The following is a 16,992-nucleotide window of genomic DNA, read 5'->3' as shown; positions in this document are numbered from 1 at the left end:
TCCGTTTCGGATACACACCTTGGGAAGTGCAGGAAATCACGACATTTTGACTGCCTGGGCGCGGAGACTAGTCAAAATGTATGGTGCGATTCCCGGCGCGGGACAGTGCTCGCAGGGGAAGCGCTCAGGGCCATCGACACTCACCGCAGACCACGCGGAGAACCGGTCAATGCGTTTTGATTGTCCGGCCTCGCGGCAGCCAAATTCGAAGGCTTGTCGCGAAACGGATTTTCGATGATGAGGTCGCATCGATGGCGAGGGGGCTATCGGGGTTACCGTTCAAGCGGGGGCGAGTGTTGTCCAGTCCCAACTTCCTGTTGATTGATGACCACGGCTTGTTCAGTTCGGGCGTGGAACTGATCATCCGGCAAAGCTTTCCCGGCGCGCGGTTCGCTTCGTTCGCGGCTCTCGGGACGGCGCTGGAATGGAATGGGGCGATTCCCGACGTCGTACTGCTTGATATCAATCTGCAAGGCATAAGCGGCATCGAAGCCGTCCCTATGCTGCGACTGCGGTGGCCCGGCTGCCGCATCGTGTTCGTCACCTCTGAGCAGGACCAGACGGTGCTGGCGCGCGCCATGGCCAGCGGCGTCGAGGCACTGGTCGCCAAATCCGAATCGCCCGAACGCCTTGTCTCGGTCCTGCGGCGGCAGCTGCCTGGGATCCAGCACGAGCCCACCGGCTCGCCGGACTTCAGCCCGCGCCAGGTCGAAGTGCTGAAACTGCTGAGCGAAGGCCAGTCGAACAAGGCGATCGGCCGGACCCTGGGCCTTTCCGAATTCACCGTGCGCGGGCATGTCCAACTGATCCTGAAATCGCTTGGCGTAACCAACCGCACTGCCGCGGTGTTCCGCGCGCGTGAGGTGGGCTTGTTGTGACGCCAGGCACCGCTGCAGCTTCGGACCGGGACCTGACGGCTTCCCCGCAACGTGCGGTGCTCGTCGAACAGGTGCGCCTGATCTACGGCGTGCTCGGCCGCTCGTCATGGTCCACCTTGGCGCTATCGCTGTTCGTCGCCTGGGTGCTGCGCCAGCTGGGAACGCCGATCGCGATCTGGCTGGTCGCGCAGACGCTGCTCAAGCTAAGCGAGCAGATCGAGATTCGCTGGTTCATTCGTGACGAGGCGATCACCGCGCATCCCGAGCGAATGGTGCGGCGGCTGATGGTGACCCAGTCTCTCCACGCCGCGGGATGGGGTGCGCTGCTGTGGATTGCCGCGGCCGAGGCGCAGCCCGACCAGTTCATATTCGTGGTCATGGCGATCGGTGGAGTGCTGAGCGGCGGCATCACCTCGTACAGCCCGCTGCCGCGCGTGCACCTGGCCTACATCTGCACGTTCATCGTGGTCGAACTGGTGTCGTTCGTGGCTCTGTGGCTGACGGCGGGCAGCAATCCTTACTTTACCTACATGCCGCTGCTGATGATCATCTATTGCCTTGGCACTTATTCCAATACCACGGTGGCGGGGCAAACCTACCAGCGCACCATCGAACTGAGTTTCCGCAACGCGGAACTTGCCCGCAGCCTCGAGCGCGAGGTGGAGCGTGCCCGGCGTGCGCAGGCCGAGGCGGACGAAGCCAATGCGGCCAAATCGACCTTCCTGGCTTCCGCCAGCCATGACCTGCGCCAGCCGATTCACGCGCTCGGCCTGTTCCTCGCCTTGCTCGATCGCAGCAGGCTTGACGACGTGCAACGCGACACGATGAATCAGGCTCTTGCCGCCCTGCGCGCGTCATCCGAGATGCTCGACGCCTTGCTCGATTTCTCGCGCGCCGAAGCGGGCGTGATTGTCCCGCAATGGCAGTCCTTTGCCATCGGCCCGATCCTGCGCCAAATCGAGGAGGAGACGGGCAGCACGGCGGACGATCGGCAGTTGTTTTACCGGACGCGCGACAGCGATCTGTGGGTCCGGTCCGACCCGACCCTGGTCAAACTGATCCTGCAAAATTTCGTGACCAACGCGATCCGCTACACGGTCACCGGAGGCCTGCTCGTCGGTTGCCGCCGGCGCGGCACGGTGGTGCGCGTTGAGGTGTGGGACACCGGCATCGGCATTCCCAAGGATCACCACGAGGCCATTTTTGCTGACTTTCTGCAATTGTCGAACCCGGAGCGTGATCGTCGCAAAGGTCTCGGATTGGGCCTTGCCATCGCGCGCCGGCTCGCAGACCTGATCGGTGCACGGATTACGCTCAGCTCGAAGCCTGGTCAGGGAAGCGTGTTCGGACTCGAGCTTCCGGCGAGTGTGGCGACGCCCCCTCTCGAAACGCAGCCCCAGCCGGCAGTAGTGCCTGCGTTCAAGCGCTCGGGTGACCGCGTGTTGATTCTGGAGGATGACGAGGCAGTGCGCCAAGGCTTGTGCGCCCTGCTTGCCGATGCCGGCTTCGATGCGGTGGGCTGTGAAACCATTGCGGAAGCCTGTGCGGCAGCGCGGCGAGAAGCGCCCGATCTTGCTATCTGCGATTTCCGGCTGCGTAATGGCGAAAACGGGATAGAGGCCGCGCGCCGGCTCCGCGCTCTAGCGGGCCAGGAACTCCCGGTTCTATTGATTACCGGCGACACCCACCCCACGCGTCTCGCCGAGGCGGCACGCGCTGATTTGACCGTGCTGCACAAGCCGGTGCCCGCCGATTTGCTGCTCAAAGCGATCGGCAATTCAATGACGGTTCCTCTTGCAGAGCATGCGGCAGCCGAAGACGGATAGCTCCGGATGCGCTCTAATTCCTGATGAATTCGGCGCGAGGAACACCCATCGCCCCGCTGAACGAACGCGGCGGGGGCCGGAAAGCGGCCTCGCCGCCGCGCGCTTGACAACGAGGAGTCCGACGCCTTGACAATTGCGCAGGCCAGGAAGACGGGCTTGCCGAGGCAAGTTGGGAGAAAGGCGTGACAACCGCAGCGATTGATTTTGTCGAAGTCGGTCCGCGCGACGGCCTGCAGAACGAAAAGACGCTCGTCACCACGGCGAACAAGCTCGAACTGATCCGCCGCAGCCTGCATGCCGGAGCGCGCCGGATAGAAGTGACCAGTTTCGTCAATCCCAAGCGGGTACCACAGATGGCCGACGCCGAAGAGGTCTGCGCCGGTCTGCCCCAGGTGGATGGCGCCAGCTACATCGGCCTTGTCCTCAACGCGCGCGGGGCAGAGCGCGCGATCGCAACCGGACGGCTGCACGAACTCGGCGCGGTTTGCGTCGCGTCGGATCGTTTCGCCGTCGCCAACCAGGGGCAGACCAGCGCGGAAACGCTGGACTCTGCCCGCGCGATCGTCGCCATGGCGCAGGCGGCGGGTCTTAAGGGGCAGGTTACGATCGCCGCCTCCTTCGGTTGTCCGTTCGAAGGCGAGGTCGCCGAGGACCACGTTGTCGCCATGGCCGCCACACTGGCCGAAGCCCTCCCCGCAGAGGTGGCACTGGCCGATACGATTGGCGTGGCGGATCCGGCCCATGTCGCCCGGCTCGTCCGCCGGGTCGCGGCGGCGATCGCGCCCTTGCCGGTCCGCGTGCATTTTCACAACACGCGCGGGACCGGGCTTGCCAACGTATGGGCGGCGATCGAGGCAGGCGCCAGCGTGGTCGATGCCGCGCTGGGCGGCCTGGGTGGCTGCCCATTCGCGCCGGGCGCGGCGGGCAACGTGGCCAGCGAGGATGTCATTTACATGCTCGAGCGCGCCGGCATCCGCACCGGGATGGATTTGGCGAAGATGGTCGAGGCCAACGCGTGGCTTACCACGGTGATGGGGCGCAAGCTGCCTGGCATGGTCGCGCAGGCGCCGGCCTTTCCCGGGATATGTGCCGAAGGCTGAAGGAGCCAGCGTGCTTCCCCGCCCTTCAGTGGTCGCGGCGCGTTGCGCGAGCAGCTGTTCGGCCCGATATGTTCGCCATTTGGACGCCCGACCGCGCCAGCAATGCATCCTGCACCAGGAACAGCGCATCCCCGCAACAATCATGGCGGGGAATCGCTTTCACCTGTCCGAACGGGACGGACGGGACCGCCTTCAAAAAGGAGGTTGATATATACATAGTATTCTAAGTATATCGGGCGCAGGTCGGGTTGCAGTACCAGTCGGATCGGACGGAAGGGTTGAGTAAGCATGGTGATCGGCGGTGGCGCATTGGAGGGAATCCGGGTGGTCGAAATGGGCCAGCTCATCGCCGGGCCGTTCTGCGGGCAGTTGCTGGGCGATATGGGCGCAGAAATCGTCAAGCTGGAACCGCCCGAAACCGGTGACCAGATGCGCCATTGGGGCCAGGGGGACAAGCCGAGCTGGTGGCGCGTGATCGCCCGCAACAAGTATTCCGTGGGCGTCGACCTGCGATCGGCTGAGGGACAGGCTCTGGCCCGCGACCTGATTGCGCGCGCCGACATCCTGATCGAGAACTTCCGGCCGGGAACGCTTGAAAAATGGAACCTCGCCCCTGCGGATCTGCGCGCGGCGAATCCGGGCCTGATCGTCGTGCGTGTCTCGGGCTATGGTCAGACCGGCCCCTATTCGACGCGCGCCGGCTTCGGCGGGATCGGTGAGGCGATGGGCGGCTGGCGCGGGATCGTCGGCTATCCGGATCGCGCACCCGCGCGCATGGGCGTGTCGATCGGCGATACGCTGGCCGCCACCTATGGCTGCCTGGGCGCGCTGGCCGCGCTGCACCACCGCAACAAGACCGGCCAGGGGCAAATCGTCGATTCCGCGCTGTACGAGGCCGTGCTGCAAGTGATGGAATCGACGGTGTCCGACTACTCGGTCAGCGGCACCAAACGGCAGCGCACCGGATCGGCGCTGCCTGGGATCGCACCTTCTAATGTCTATTCCTGCAGCGACGGGGAATATCTGATCGGCGCCAATCAGGATGGTGTGTTCGCCCGGCTGGCCGACGCCATGGGTCGCCCGGAACTGGCCAGCGACGAGCGCTATGCCACGCACCGGGCGCGCGGCGCGCGGCAGGAAGAACTCGATGCCCTGATCGGCGAATGGACGAAAACGCTGACCATTGCCGAACTGGAAACCAGAATGATCGAGGCCGGCGTCCCGGCCGGTCGCGTTTACGACGCCGAGGACATGATGGCGGACCCGCATTTCGCCGCGCGCGATGCGCTGGTGACAGTGGACGATGCCGAGTTCGGCGAAGTCACCATGCAGGGCGTATTCCCCAAGCTGTCCGACACGCCCGGCAGCATTCGCCGTCCCGCCCCGCTCACCGTCGGCCAGGATACCGCCGACGTCCTGCGGCGCTGGCTTGGCCGCGAGGCCTGACGCGGCGTTGGCTCCCTCTACCCGATTTCGTGAATGACGTGCCGCACGCCAAAGGCGGTGCGTTCTCCAATGCCGACCGCGAGCACGCCGTTCAACCAGTCCAGGCGCTTGCTCGCCGTTTCGAACACCATGGCGATGCGCAGGTAGTAGCCCGCCGGATCGACATCGGGCGCGGCAGGATCGGCGAAGGCGGCGCGCACCGGATCGGGAATGACGCTGCGCCCGGTGTAGGTCAGGTAGATCAACTCACCTTGTTCCGTGCGCCACACCGCGCGCGCATCGAACGTGCCGACGGAAGCGTCTTCGCCCAGCCGCCCGCCGCGCGACCAGTTGCCACCGCCCGGCAGGATCGTCCCCGCGATTCGCGGGCCGAAGAAGCGGCCCCCGGTGACATAGCCCATGCGTTGATCGCCGAACGGCGATGCACCGATGGCAATCAACCCGCCAGCGACCTCGAACTCCGCCGTGCAGAGCGGTTTGCTGCCCAGAATCCCGCGAACATCTGTCTGTGTTTCCTGCCCCACGCCGCGAATCCTCTCTTTCAAATATGGTGGACACTGATAAAAACATTAGTATGCTAAGGGTCAATCAGATTCACGGTCCAGACCATACGGACCGGAACACACTCAATGGGAGAGGGTGAACATGAAGGCTCAAAAACAGTTCCTGTTTTCAGGGGTCGCCATGATGGCGATGCTCGCTGCCGCCACGCCCGCGATGGCGGACGCGGAGGGAACCACCTCGGGTGACGTGACCGACAGCAAGGAAATCATCGTCACGGCGCAGAAACGCGCCCAGAACCTGCAGGACGTGCCGATTTCCATGGAAGTGGTCAGCGGCCAGCGCCTCGCCGACTTCAACTCCAACGACATCAAGTCGGTGATGAACTACACGCCGAACGTGTTCGTCCAGTCCACGGCCGGCAACGACGTGATCTACATTCGCGGCTTCGGTTCGCCGCCGGCCAACTTCGCGTTCGACCAGTCCGTCTCGCTCTATGTCGACGGCGTCTATGCCGGCCGTTCGCGGCAGGCGCAGGCCCCGTTCTTCGACCTGGCCCGCGTCGAAGTGCTGCGTGGCCCGCAGGGCGCGCTGTTCGGCAAGAACACCGCCGCCGGCGCGGTGAGCGTGGTTTCCGCCGGACCGACCGACCACTTCGAAACGAGCCTGACCGCCAGCTACAACTTCGATTTCAAGGGGCCGGACGTTTCCGGCTATGTTTCCGGGCCGATCACCAGCACGCTGAGCGCGCGCCTTGCCTACAAGTTCATCAACCAGGACGGCTACATCCGCAACCTGGCGACGAACCACGACGATCCGCAGATCAAGCAGCAGGTCGCGCGCCTGACGCTGAAGTGGGAACCGAGCAGCAATTTCGACTACACGGTGAAGGCCGAGTACGCCAACCGCGACGTGATCGGGGGGATCACCGTTTCCAGCCCGCTGACAAGCGCACAGGCGCCACGCCTCACGCGCTACCTCGATCGCTCGGCGCTGGGCGATGAAGGCACCAAAACCAAGTCGGTCATGATCTCGGGCACCGGCAACCTCAAGCTCGGCGATTACACCCTGACCTCGGTCACCGGCTACAGCTGGTTCAAGGCCAACATCGTCAACGGCTTCGACCAGACGATCCCGAACAGCGGCGGCGCGTTCACCAACAATTCGGTGTACAACAGCTTCCCCGAACGCTTCGATCAGGTCTCGCAGGAAGTCCGCCTGCTTTCGCCCACCGGGCGCTTCCTCGATTTCATCGTCGGCGCCTATTACGATCACTCGACGTACCGGCTGGACCAGTTGCAGGGCTTCAACATCGCCAACCTGTTCGGCAGCCCCTACTTCGGCCGGATCGATAGCCGCTTCAACCAGAAGGCGGATTCGTTCTCGATCTTCGGCCAGGGCACGGTGAACGTGACCAAGGCGCTGCGCGTGATCGGCAGCCTGCGCTATACCCATGTCAGCAAGGACGCCGATTTCGCGGCCAGGCTCGTCTATGGTCCGTTCGCCATCCGCCCGATCTCCAGCGCGGCCGGAAAGCGCAGCGAAGGCAACGTCGATCCGTCGATCACCGTCCAGTACGATGTCGCGCCGCACGTCATGGTCTATGGCACCTGGGGCCGGGGCTCGAAGTCCGGCGGGTTCGTCTCGAACACGCTGGGCACCACCAACGCCACCTTCCAGTTCAAGCCGGAACGTTCGGAAAACTTCGAAGCCGGCGTGAAATCGACGATGCTGGACGGCAAGGTCGTGGCGAACGTCTCGCTCTATCACACGCAGTTCAAGAACCTGCAGGTCTCGGTGTATCAGCCGGCCACTTCGAGCTACCTGACCGGCAACGCCGCCAGCGCCACATCGAAGGGCGTGGAAGGATCGTTCACGTTCTACCCGGTCGACAACTTCGATATCAACGCGTCGGCCGCCTATCAGGACATCAAGTACGATGACTATCCGGGCGCGGCCTGCCTGGCATCGCAGCCGACGACCTGCACCCCCGCCACCAACAACCTCAAGGGCTATCCGGTGGCCTATTCCTCGAAGTTCACCGGCAGCGTCACCGCCCATGCCCGCTTCGACCTGTCCGATGCGCTCCGGCTCGACGTGACCGGCGTGGTTGCGGGCCGTTCCAAATACTTCGACTCCGACAACCAGAGCCCGATCTTCGGCGTGCAAAAGGGTTACGCCAAGCTCGACCTGCGCGTGCAACTGGCCGATCAGGAAAGCCGCTGGCACATCGCCTTCGTCGGCAAGAACCTCACCAACCAGCTGACCACGGGCAGCGCGTTCAACCTGCCGGCGCCGATCACCGCCGTACCGCGCGCAATCCTGTACCTCGAACCGCCGCGGAACATCGCGGTCGAAGCCGGCATCAAGTTCTGACGATCCGGCACAGCCGGCACGGGGCCGTCGCGTTTCTCCTGGGACCGCGGCGGCCCTTGTCGAATGACGAAAGGGCATTCCGATGATCGAGGTCTATTTCACCCCCACGCCCAACGGCCACAAGGTATCGATCATGCTGGCGGAAACGGGCCTGCCGCATGAACTGCTCCGCATGAACGTGCTGGAGGGCGATCACCTGACGCCCGAGTTCCGCCGCATCAACCCGAACGGCCGGTTGCCCGCTATCGTCGATCATGATCCCATTGGCGGAGGCGCGCCGCTGCCCGTGTTCGAATCCGGCGCCATCCTGCTCTACCTCGCCGAAAAGAGCGGCCAACTGCTGCCCGCCGACCCGCGCCGACGCAGCCAGGCGCAGCAATGGCTGATGTGGCAGATGGCCAGCTTCGGCCCGATGCAGGGGCAGGCGCACCATTTCATCCGCTATGCGCCCGAAGGGCAGACCTATCCGGTCGAACGCTATCGCAACGAAACGATCCGGCTGCTCCATGTGCTTAACGGGCGGTTGGCCGAAGCCGAATACCTCGCTGGCGAATATTCCGTGGCCGACATCGCCACCTGGCCCTGGGCGCGTGCGATCCAGGCGATCGGGCTTTCGCTGGGCGATTATCCGGCGGCGCAGGACTGGTTCGACCGGATCGCCGCCCGGCCCGGCGTTATCGCCGGAACCAGCGTGCAGAACCCCGCCAACCTTTCCAGCGCGCGACCGGTCCTGAACGAGGAGCAGTGGTCCAACCTGTTCGGCCGCAACATGCTGAACGCGCCCACGCGCTGAAGCGACAGGCCGGTCCGGCAAGCCGGTCAGGCCGGCCGGGCGTGCGCCCATTCGCGTTCGATCCTGCCATCGATCCGGCGCACGGCCACCCAATCCCCGCCGGGCAGGCTATCGTCGGCGATCAGATCGACCACCGCGTCGGCAATATCTTCCGGCCGGCAGCTCTCGTTGCTGGCTAGCACCGCCTTCATCCAGTCCGATTTCCCGTGCGCCCCGGTGGTGTCGTGAATTGGCGTCTCGGTCAGCCCCGGCAGCACGCCCGCCACACGCACGTTCCACGTATCCTTGAGCATGGCGCAAGCCGTCGTGAACATCAGCACGCCCGCCTTGGTCGTCGCATACATCACATCGTGGAAGCCCGTGCCCAGCGCGACGGTGGACACCGTGTTGACGATGACCCCGCCACCGCGCCCGCGCATGGTCTGCGCAACGATCTGGGTGGCCGTGACCAGCGAGGTCAGGTTTACGTCGATGATCCAGCGCAGCCGATCCACGCCCACGTCCGGAAACTGCGGCTCGCCCGAAACCACGCCGGCGTTGTTGTGGAGGATATCGACATCGCCATGGTTCCGGAACCAGGCCTCCATGGCGGCAATGTCGGCCAGATCAAGCCGGTGGCTTTCGGCCTGCGAACCCAGCGCGCGCACCTGCCGCGCGGTTTCCTCCAGCCCGGCCGTGTTGACATCGACCAGCGCGATGCGCGCCACGTCGTGCGTCGCCAGCAGCACCGCCGTCGCCCGGCCGATGCCGCTGGCAGCACCCGTCACAATGGCGGACTTACCCCTGATCTCCATGCCTTTTCTCCCAAGTGGCTCCACTTACCGTAAAGCGTATTGACAGATAAACTTACATATCTAAGCATTTTGGCAAGAGAAGAATCTCGGCACGTTGGGGAGAGCCATTGACGAAAGCCGCCGTCCTCGATGCGCGCGCCGCGCCGCTGGGGCAGCCTTCCGCCCTGCGCCGGAACACGGCGCTCGCCATGCTGTTCCTGATCGGCACGGTGAACTTCGTCGACCGGCAGCTGCTGTCGGTGCTGGTCGAACCGATCCGGGCAGATCTCCATTTCACCGACACGCAATTCGGCCTGCTGACCGGGCTTGCCTTTGCCCTGTTCTATGCCGCGATGGGCGTTCCCGTGGCGATGATCGCGGACCGCTGGCAGCGCGTGAAACTGATCGGCATCGCCTGCGTGGTATGGAGCGCGTTCACCGCGGCCTGCGGCCTGGTCGGGAACTTCTGGCAGCTGGCGCTGATGCGGTTCGGCGTGGGATCGGGCGAGGCTGGCGGAACCGCGCCGTCGCTGTCCGTCATCGCCGATCTCTACCCGCCCGACAGACGGCCCCTCGCCATCGGTCTGTTCACCTGCAACGGGCCGTTCGGCGTGTTCGTGGGCGCGGCGTTCGGCGCCTGGGCGGCGGCGCATATCGGCTGGCGCAACGCCTTCCTGCTTATCGGCCTGGTTGGCATCGTGGTGGCGCCGCTGCTGATCTGGACCGTCCCCGAACCCGCACGCGGCAGGATGGATGGAGCGGAGGGCGACATGCCCGATACCGCCCTGCCCGTCCGCCAGACGCTGGCGCTGTTCGTCCACCGGCGATCGCTGCGGATGGTGATGATCGGCAGCGGTCTCGCGGCCTTCGTCAGCTATGGCATGCTCAACTGGATTCCCGCGTTCCTGATGCGCACGCAGGGCATGCCCCTTGCCGCCATGGCCACATGGTTCGCCCCGGCCGCCGGCGTGACCTTCGCCATCGGCATTCTCGGCGGCGGATGGCTTGTCAGCCAGGCCGCACGCCGTTCGCCCCGTGCCTATGGCTGGGTCCCCGCACTGGCGAGTCTTGTCACCGTGCCCAGCTTCGCCGCCGCATTGCTGGCGGGAAGCTGGCAGGTTTCGCTGGCGCTGCTGCTGCTGCCCATGGCCGCCTGCACCGCCTATGTCGCGCCCGCGCTGGCGCTGGTGCAAAACCTTGCCCCGCCCCGCGCCCGCGCGACGGCGGCCGCCGTGCTGATGCTGATGTTCAACATCGTCGGACTCGGCCTTGGCCCGCTGTTCGTCGGCATCGTCAGCGACGAGCTGAAAACGCTCCATGGCGCGGACAGCTTGCGCTGGGCGCTCATGGCGCTGCTGCCCTTCGCGCTTGCCGCCGGCTTCGCCCAACTGGCGATGACCCGCCACCTCGAACGGGATTTCCGCGCATGACCAGCATTACTGGCAAGACGGCCTTTATCACCGGTGGCGCAAGCGGTCTGGGCCTCGCGACCGCCCGCGCGCTGGCGGCAAAGGGCGCCTCGGTGGTGCTGGCCGACATCGACGCCGATCGCGTGACCGCCGCAGCCGAAGCGCTATCGCTGGAGGGCGCCCGCGCCCTGGGCCTGCAACTCGACGTGACCGACGAGGCAAGCTGGGCCGAAGCCGGCCACAAGGCGCGTGCCTTCGGCCCGGTGCGTATCCTGTTCAGCAATGCCGGCGTGGGCGGCGGATCGGGTCCGTTCGAGCAATACGATACCGATGTCTGGCGCTGGAACTATGCCGTCAACGCGCACGCGCATCTTTATGCGTGCCGGACGTTCCTGGGCGAGATGAAGGCCTCGGGCGAGGCATCTCATCTCGTCATCACCGCGTCGATGGTGGCGATCGTGCCACCGCCGATCTCGGTCGCCTACATCAGTTCCAAATATGCCACGCTGGGCATCGCCATGGCGCTGCGCAACGAACTGGCCGCGAGTTGCGTCGACATCTCGGTGCTGATGCCCGGCATGGCGGCCACGCGCATCGTCGAGACCACGCGCGATCTGCGCCCGGCAGCGGACGAGGTGGGCAAGGCCGCAGCGACCAGCCAGGCGATGCAAGGCGTGCTGGCCGGCGGCATGGCGCCCGACCGCATCGGGGAGCGGGTAGCCCGCGCCGTGGAGGCCGGCGAGTTCTGGATCTTCACGCATCCCGAATGGAAGACGATGGCCGAACTCGTCACGCGCGACATGCTGTCCGCCTTCGGCGAATCCGCCGATCCCGCTTACAAGGGCGACGACATAGACGGCCTGATCGCCGCGAACGGCGGCCGCATGTTCGGCGCCGGAAACCCAGGAGAGAACGATGGTTGAACAGGACGACATCCGCGCCATGGCGCAGCGCTTCTTCGACGCGATCGAGGCGGGCGACATTGAAACCATGCGCGACAGCTTCACGCCGGACGCCGAAATCTGGCACAATACCGACGAACTGATCGTCACGCGCGACCAGACCGCGCAGACGCTGACCGGCATGGTCGCGCGGATCAAGGATCGCGAATATGCCGAACGGCGGCTGACGACCTTTCCCGGCGGCTTCGTCCAGCAGCATGTCCTGAAGGGCCGCCGCACGCATGACGATGGCGAAGTCCGCCTGCCCTGCGCCATCGTGTGCAAGGTCGAAAACGGCAAGATCACCCGGCTGGACGAATATTTCGATTCCGCCCACGTCGCCGCCTTCCGCAAATTCGCGAACGCCTGAGGAGAGAAGTCCGATGCCCGTGCTGCGCCAGGTTCCCCGGTCCGAAGTGACCGACGAAACCGTCATCGCCTATTACAACCGCCTGTTCGGCGATCGCGATCCCGTTGCGGAACCCGGCACCGCCACCGGCACGCCGGGCGACTGGTGGACGGTCTATGCCCTGGCGCCGGACATCTTCAAGCACGCGGTGGATGGCTTTGCCGTCTATCGCCACCCTTCGCGCCGGATCGATCCGGTGCTGCGCGAACTGGGGCAGACGCGCGCGGGATGGGTGAAGGGCAGCCAGTTCGTGTTCTCACAACATTGCAAATCGCTGCGCGGCCTGGGCGTGAGCGAGGAGAAGATCGCCTCCATCGCCTTCTGGACGGTCGCGGACTGCTACGACGAGCAGGAGCGCGCCGTGCTCGCCTATGCCGATTGCCTCAGCCAGGCGGGCGGGCGCGTGCCGCTGGAAGTGTTCGCCAAACTCAAGACCTTCTGGGACGACGAGCAGATCTTCGAGTTCACCTACATTACGTGCCTCTACGACATGCACGCGGTGATCACGCGTGCGCTGCGCATGGAATTTGACGCGCGCGAAGACCCGATCGTGGAAGTGGCCGCGCCCGAAGGCTTCAGCGCGGCGGACTTCCTCAGCGCGCCGCGTCCGAACGGGGGATGAGCGCATTCGGCGAACCTGAAACCGTCGCCACCGGCCTTCGCTTTCCGGAAGGCCCGGTGGCCATGCCCGATGGTTCGGTGCTGCTGGTCGAGATAGCGCGCGGCACGCTGACGAGGATCGCGCAGGACGGCAGCGTCGCCGTGGTCGCGGATTTGGGTGGTGGCCCCAACGGCCTTGCCATCGGACCGGACGGCGCCGCCTATGTCTGCAACAACGGCGGTTTCGGCTGGACGGAGGCCGGGCCGCTGCTGTTCCCCGGCCACGCCGCCCATGCGCAGAGCTGCGGTTCGATCCAGAAAGTTGACCTTGCCACCGGGCAAGTCACCACGCTTTACGACTGTTTCGATGGCGAACCCCTGAAAGCACCCAACGACATCGTTTTCGATGGGCATGGCGGTTTCTGGTTTACCGACCACGGGCATGTGCGCGCTACAGGCCGCGAACACGGCGCGATCTATCATGCGCTTGCCGATGGATCGCGGATCACCCGCCAGCGCGCCGAGATGATGGGGCCGAACGGGATCGGCCTGTCTCCGGATGGCCGCACGCTTTACGTCAGCGAAACGATGACGGCGCGCGTATGGGCGATGGACGTCATCACCCCCGGTGTGCTCGCGCCGCCGCCGCCATGGGCGCCGGGCCGCTTCGTCGGAACGCCTGCCGCTTTCCGCCTGCTCGACAGCATGGCGATCGAGCAGGATGGCCGCATCTGCGTGGGCACGATGATCGAAGGCGGCATCACCATATTTGGAACGCACGGCGGTTCCGAGTTCCTCCCTTTGCCGGATGTGGGCATAACCAACATCGCCTTTGGAGGCGCCGACTTGCGCGACGCCTTCATCACGGCCTCGACCAGTGGAACGCTCATCCGCGTCCGCTGGCCGCGACCGGGACTGAGGCTGGTATATTCGTCAACATAGTTGACATTTAGAATGCTAATTGCTTATATTCGGACGAGAGGAAGCCCATGAAGTTCTACAATTCCATTGGCCCCAACCCCCGCGTCGTGACGATGTTCATGGCGGAAAAGGGCGTCGCGATTCCCACGGTCACGGTGGACCTGCGTGGGGGCGAGAATAGGCGCGCACCCTATAACGCGGACGTCAATCCGGCAGGGCAGACGCCCGCACTGGAACTCGACAACGGCGCGACCATCGCCGAAATCACCGCGATCTGCGAATATCTGGAAGAACGCTTCCCCGATCCCGTGCTGATCGGCGCCACGGCGGAAGAGCGCGCGAATACCCGCATGTGGACGCGCCGGGTCGACCTCAAGATTTGCGAACCGCTGACCAACGGCTTCCGCTATGCCGAGGGCCTGGCGTTCTTCGAACCCCGCATGCGCGTGCTGCCCGAAGCCGCCGCCGGCCTGAAGGCCCTTGCGCAGGACGGCCTCAAGTGGCTCGACGCGCTGATAGCCGACCGCGATTTCATCGCCGGCGACACGCTCACGCTGGCCGATATCCTGCTGTTCGCATTCCTCGATTTCGGCGTGTCGGTGGGGCAGCCGCTCGATCCCGCCAACGCCAATATCCAGCGCTGGTACGACCGGGTGAAGGCCCGCCCCAGCGCCAGTGCCGGCTAGAAAACCAAAGGAGAAGGATGATGGTCTCGACCAATTCGGAATTCGATTTCATGGGCGTCAACCACCTTGCCCTGGTGTGCAAGGACATGGCGCGAACGGTGGAATTCTACCGCGACGTGCTGGGGATGCCGCTTACCAAGACCATCGACCTGCCGATGGGCCGGGGCCAGCACTTCTTCTTCGATATCGGCAATGGCGATAGCCTGGCCTTCTTCTGGTTCCCCGATGCGCCCGAAGCCGCGCCCGGCGTTTCCGCGCCGGCCGCTCTACCCACGCGCGGCAGCTTCGTTTCCGCGCACGGATCGATGAACCACATCGCGTTCAACGTGCGCGCAGAAAAGTTCGACGAATACTACCAGCGTCTGATCGCGAAGGGCGTGGAAGTGACGCCGATCCTCAACCACGACAATTCGCCGATGCAGGCTTCGGCCGAAATGCACGACGATGTCTTCGTCCGCTCGGTCTATTTCTTCGACCCCGACGGCGTCTGCCTCGAATTCGCGGCTTGGACCAAGCAACTGGACGAAAGCGACGTGGCGCACGATCCGGTGCAAGCCGATGGCACTAAGCGCGAAGGCATGATCGTGGGGCGGACGCCGGCGCCGGTGAACTGAGCACAGGAAGCCCACCCCCACCCCCAACCCCTCCCGCTCACGGGAGGGGAGCGAGACTTGCGTCGCCGAAGGTGGCGTTAGTCGCAGCGGGGTGGGCTTGCCACGCGCTCAAGTTTTCAAGTCGATCGCCCTTCCCTATCCGACTGCGCGGGCGCGGCCTTCCCAGAACGGTTGGCGCAACTCGCGCCGCAGCACCTTGCCCGAAGGGTTGCGCGGCAGCGCCGCGATGAAATCGATGCTCTTGGGCGCCTTGTAGGCGGCGATGCGATCGCGCACCCAGGCGACGATCGCGGCGGGGTCTGGCTCGGCACCCGGCGCCGGAACCACCAGCGCTTTCACCGCCTCGCCCCACTTGTCGTCGGGCACGCCGATCACCGCCACATCGGCCACGCCGGGGCAACCCATGATCGCGCTTTCCACTTCGGCGGGATAGACGTTCTCCCCGCCCGAAACGATCATGTCCTTGATCCGGTCGTGCACGAAATAGAAGCCATCGGCATCGCGGAAGCCGGCATCGCCCGTATGCAGCCAGCCGCCCGCCAGCGTTTCCGCCGAAGCGCTTTCGCGCTTCCAGTAACGCTGCATCACGATACCGCCCCGGATCGCGATCTCGCCGATCTCACCGTCCGCCAGCGCCCGGCCTTCCGCGTCGAGAATGGCCATCTCGATGCCGGGCCATGGCCGCCCGCACGAGGTAAGCTTCCCCGGCAAATCGTGCGCGGACGGGGAGAGGCAGGAACCGGCGCCGGTCGATTCGGTCGAGCCATAGAACTGCACGAAGCCGCATCCGAACGTGGCGCGCGCACGGCGCAACACGTCCTCGGCGATCGGAGACGCGCCATAGGCAATGGTGCGCAACGCCGCATAGTCCGCTGCCGCCACCTCCGGCCGCTGCAGCATCATCAGGATCATCGCCGGGGCCAGGAAAGCATGGGCCACCCGTTCCTGCTGCATCAGGCCGATGATCCCGCCGGCGTCGAAATCGCGCACTAGCACCAGCCGCGCGCCCTGCGCCAGCCCGGAAAACCCGATGTTGGTGCCGGCGACGTGGAACAGCGGCATGACGATCATCACCGTCTCGTCCTCGCCATAAGCGAAGCCATCGACCTCCGTCGCCATCTCCAGGAAGCTGCGATAGTTCCGGTTGCCCAGCACAACGCCCTTGGGCCGTCCGGTGGTGCCGCTGGTGTATAGCTGGAGCACATCGTCGTCGAGCTGCGGTGCATCGCCAGGCGGGCTTTCCACGGCTCTGCCCAGCCACTCATCGAGCGTGACCAAACCGGCGCCTTCGCCGTAAAGCGCCACCAGAGCGGGCGCACAATCCAGATCGCCGATAGCTGCCCGCGCGGTGTCGTGGAAATCCTCGCCCACGAACAGGATGCGGGGCGCGGCGTCCTCCAGGATGAAGGCAATCTCCGCCGCCGCCAAACGGCAGTTGACCGGCACGAGGCAGGCCCGCGCCTTGGCCGCGCCGAAGAACAGGGGATACCATGAATCGTGGTTCCGGGTCAGGACCGCCACCCGGTCTCCCGGTCGAACGCCCGACGCGATCAGGGCATTGGCGACGCGGTTGGATCGGGCATCGAGGGCGGCGTAGCTCGTCTCGCGCTCGCCGAACTTCACCGCGATGGCGTTACCACGCTTGCGCGCCTGCGCCGCAGGAATATCCGCCAGCGTCCGGATCGCTTCCAGATCGATCATTCCGCTCTCCCCATGTGT

Annotated in this window: 16 protein-coding genes; 13 read left to right on the top strand and 3 right to left on the bottom strand. The window is 65.1% G+C overall.

Annotated elements, in window-relative coordinates:
* Positions 1–350: 350 nt before the first annotated feature.
* The 4 genes from FA702_RS15655 (at position 351) to FA702_RS15640 (ending at position 5,250) form a co-directional block, all read left to right on the top strand.
* The gene (locus FA702_RS15655; RefSeq protein ID WP_168196081.1) at positions 351–878 is read left to right on the top strand and encodes a response regulator transcription factor; all 528 of its coding nucleotides are present in this window, start codon (positions 351–353) and stop codon (positions 876–878) included.
* The gene (locus FA702_RS15650; protein ID WP_136956843.1) at positions 875–2,704 is read left to right on the top strand and encodes a hybrid sensor histidine kinase/response regulator; all 1,830 of its coding nucleotides are present in this window, start codon (positions 875–877) and stop codon (positions 2,702–2,704) included. Before FA702_RS15655 ends, FA702_RS15650 begins: the two co-directional genes overlap by 4 nt.
* A gap of 182 nt (positions 2,705–2,886) precedes the next feature.
* A complete protein-coding gene (locus FA702_RS15645) occupies positions 2,887–3,804 on the top strand; it encodes a hydroxymethylglutaryl-CoA lyase (protein ID WP_136956842.1) in 918 nt (305 codons plus the stop codon).
* Between the two features lie 288 nt (positions 3,805–4,092).
* The gene (locus tag FA702_RS15640) at positions 4,093–5,250 is read left to right on the top strand and encodes a CaiB/BaiF CoA-transferase family protein (RefSeq protein ID WP_136956841.1); all 1,158 of its coding nucleotides are present in this window, start codon (positions 4,093–4,095) and stop codon (positions 5,248–5,250) included.
* A 17-nt stretch (positions 5,251–5,267) separates the two neighbouring features.
* Here FA702_RS15640 and FA702_RS15635 read toward each other — a convergent pair whose 3' ends face one another.
* On the bottom strand, positions 5,268–5,774 hold the full coding sequence (locus FA702_RS15635; RefSeq protein ID WP_168196080.1) for a DUF3237 domain-containing protein: 507 nt from the start codon (positions 5,772–5,774) through the stop codon (positions 5,268–5,270).
* A 121-nt stretch (positions 5,775–5,895) separates the two neighbouring features.
* Here FA702_RS15635 and FA702_RS15630 point away from each other — a divergent pair, with 121 nt between their 5' ends.
* Together FA702_RS15630 and FA702_RS15625 are read left to right on the top strand one after the other, a co-directional pair.
* A complete protein-coding gene (locus tag FA702_RS15630) occupies positions 5,896–8,127 on the top strand; it encodes a TonB-dependent receptor (protein WP_136956839.1) in 2,232 nt (743 codons plus the stop codon).
* An 82-nt stretch (positions 8,128–8,209) separates the two neighbouring features.
* Positions 8,210–8,920 carry a glutathione S-transferase N-terminal domain-containing protein gene (locus FA702_RS15625; RefSeq protein WP_136956838.1) on the top strand — a complete coding sequence of 237 codons (711 nt, stop codon included), beginning with the start codon at positions 8,210–8,212 and terminating at the stop codon, positions 8,918–8,920.
* Positions 8,921–8,946: 26 nt separating this feature from the next.
* Here the strand turns inward: FA702_RS15625 and FA702_RS15620 are convergent, their stop codons facing one another.
* Positions 8,947–9,714 (bottom strand): SDR family NAD(P)-dependent oxidoreductase, encoded by a 768-nt coding sequence (locus FA702_RS15620; protein WP_136956837.1) that lies wholly within the window; start codon positions 9,712–9,714, stop codon positions 8,947–8,949.
* A gap of 107 nt (positions 9,715–9,821) precedes the next feature.
* On the opposite strand from FA702_RS15620, the gene FA702_RS15615 reads away from it, so the two are divergent.
* The 7 genes from FA702_RS15615 to FA702_RS15585 are packed head-to-tail and all read left to right on the top strand — an operon-like array spanning position 9,822 to position 15,273.
* Positions 9,822–11,123: an MFS transporter gene (locus FA702_RS15615; RefSeq protein WP_136956836.1), complete on the top strand. Its 1,302-nt coding sequence runs from the start codon at positions 9,822–9,824 to the stop codon at positions 11,121–11,123.
* Positions 11,120–12,025: an SDR family oxidoreductase gene (locus FA702_RS15610; protein WP_136956835.1), complete on the top strand. Its 906-nt coding sequence runs from the start codon at positions 11,120–11,122 to the stop codon at positions 12,023–12,025. Before FA702_RS15615 ends, FA702_RS15610 begins: the two co-directional genes overlap by 4 nt.
* A complete protein-coding gene (locus FA702_RS15605) occupies positions 12,018–12,413 on the top strand; it encodes a nuclear transport factor 2 family protein (RefSeq protein ID WP_136956834.1) in 396 nt (131 codons plus the stop codon). Before FA702_RS15610 ends, FA702_RS15605 begins: the two co-directional genes overlap by 8 nt.
* A gap of 13 nt (positions 12,414–12,426) precedes the next feature.
* Positions 12,427–13,074, top strand: a complete 648-nt coding sequence (locus FA702_RS15600; protein WP_136956833.1) for a carboxymuconolactone decarboxylase family protein — start codon at positions 12,427–12,429, stop codon at positions 13,072–13,074.
* Complete coding sequence (locus FA702_RS15595; protein WP_136956832.1) at positions 13,071–13,994, top strand: SMP-30/gluconolactonase/LRE family protein; 924 nt, start codon at positions 13,071–13,073, stop codon at positions 13,992–13,994. Before FA702_RS15600 ends, FA702_RS15595 begins: the two co-directional genes overlap by 4 nt.
* A gap of 47 nt (positions 13,995–14,041) precedes the next feature.
* Positions 14,042–14,659: a glutathione S-transferase family protein gene (locus FA702_RS15590; protein ID WP_136956831.1), complete on the top strand. Its 618-nt coding sequence runs from the start codon at positions 14,042–14,044 to the stop codon at positions 14,657–14,659.
* A gap of 17 nt (positions 14,660–14,676) precedes the next feature.
* A complete protein-coding gene (locus FA702_RS15585) occupies positions 14,677–15,273 on the top strand; it encodes a VOC family protein (RefSeq protein WP_210417555.1) in 597 nt (198 codons plus the stop codon).
* Between the two features lie 135 nt (positions 15,274–15,408).
* Here FA702_RS15585 and FA702_RS15580 read toward each other — a convergent pair whose 3' ends face one another.
* Entirely contained in the window at positions 15,409–16,974 is a 1,566-nt protein-coding gene (locus tag FA702_RS15580; RefSeq protein WP_136956830.1) for a long-chain-fatty-acid--CoA ligase, read from the bottom strand.
* Positions 16,975–16,992: the final 18 nt, after the last annotated feature.

Origin of the sequence: Novosphingobium sp. EMRT-2, from assembly GCF_005145025.1 — a bacterium.
Lineage (GTDB): Bacteria > Pseudomonadota > Alphaproteobacteria > Sphingomonadales > Sphingomonadaceae > Novosphingobium.
The sequence above is the reverse complement of the archived record's forward strand: the minus strand, read 5'-3'. Positions and strand labels throughout refer to the sequence as shown.

Bases quoted from the DNA above. Each gene is read 5' to 3' on its own strand.
- FA702_RS15610 (WP_136956835.1), top strand. From the start codon at position 11,120: ATGACCAGCATTACTGGCAAGACGGCCTTTATCACCGGTGGCGCAAGC.
- FA702_RS15630 (WP_136956839.1), top strand. From the start codon at position 5,896: ATGAAGGCTCAAAAACAGTTCCTGTTTTCAGGGGTCGCCATGATGGCG.
- FA702_RS15580 (WP_136956830.1), bottom strand. From the start codon at position 16,974: ATGATCGATCTGGAAGCGATCCGGACGCTGGCGGATATTCCTGCGGCG.
- FA702_RS15625 (WP_136956838.1), top strand. From the start codon at position 8,210: ATGATCGAGGTCTATTTCACCCCCACGCCCAACGGCCACAAGGTATCG.
- FA702_RS15640 (WP_136956841.1), top strand. From the start codon at position 4,093: ATGGTGATCGGCGGTGGCGCATTGGAGGGAATCCGGGTGGTCGAAATG.
- FA702_RS15585 (WP_210417555.1), top strand. From the start codon at position 14,677: ATGATGGTCTCGACCAATTCGGAATTCGATTTCATGGGCGTCAACCAC.
- FA702_RS15595 (WP_136956832.1), top strand. From the start codon at position 13,071: ATGAGCGCATTCGGCGAACCTGAAACCGTCGCCACCGGCCTTCGCTTT.
- FA702_RS15620 (WP_136956837.1), bottom strand. From the start codon at position 9,714: ATGGAGATCAGGGGTAAGTCCGCCATTGTGACGGGTGCTGCCAGCGGC.
- FA702_RS15590 (WP_136956831.1), top strand. From the start codon at position 14,042: ATGAAGTTCTACAATTCCATTGGCCCCAACCCCCGCGTCGTGACGATG.
- FA702_RS15605 (WP_136956834.1), top strand. From the start codon at position 12,018: ATGGTTGAACAGGACGACATCCGCGCCATGGCGCAGCGCTTCTTCGAC.
- FA702_RS15600 (WP_136956833.1), top strand. From the start codon at position 12,427: ATGCCCGTGCTGCGCCAGGTTCCCCGGTCCGAAGTGACCGACGAAACC.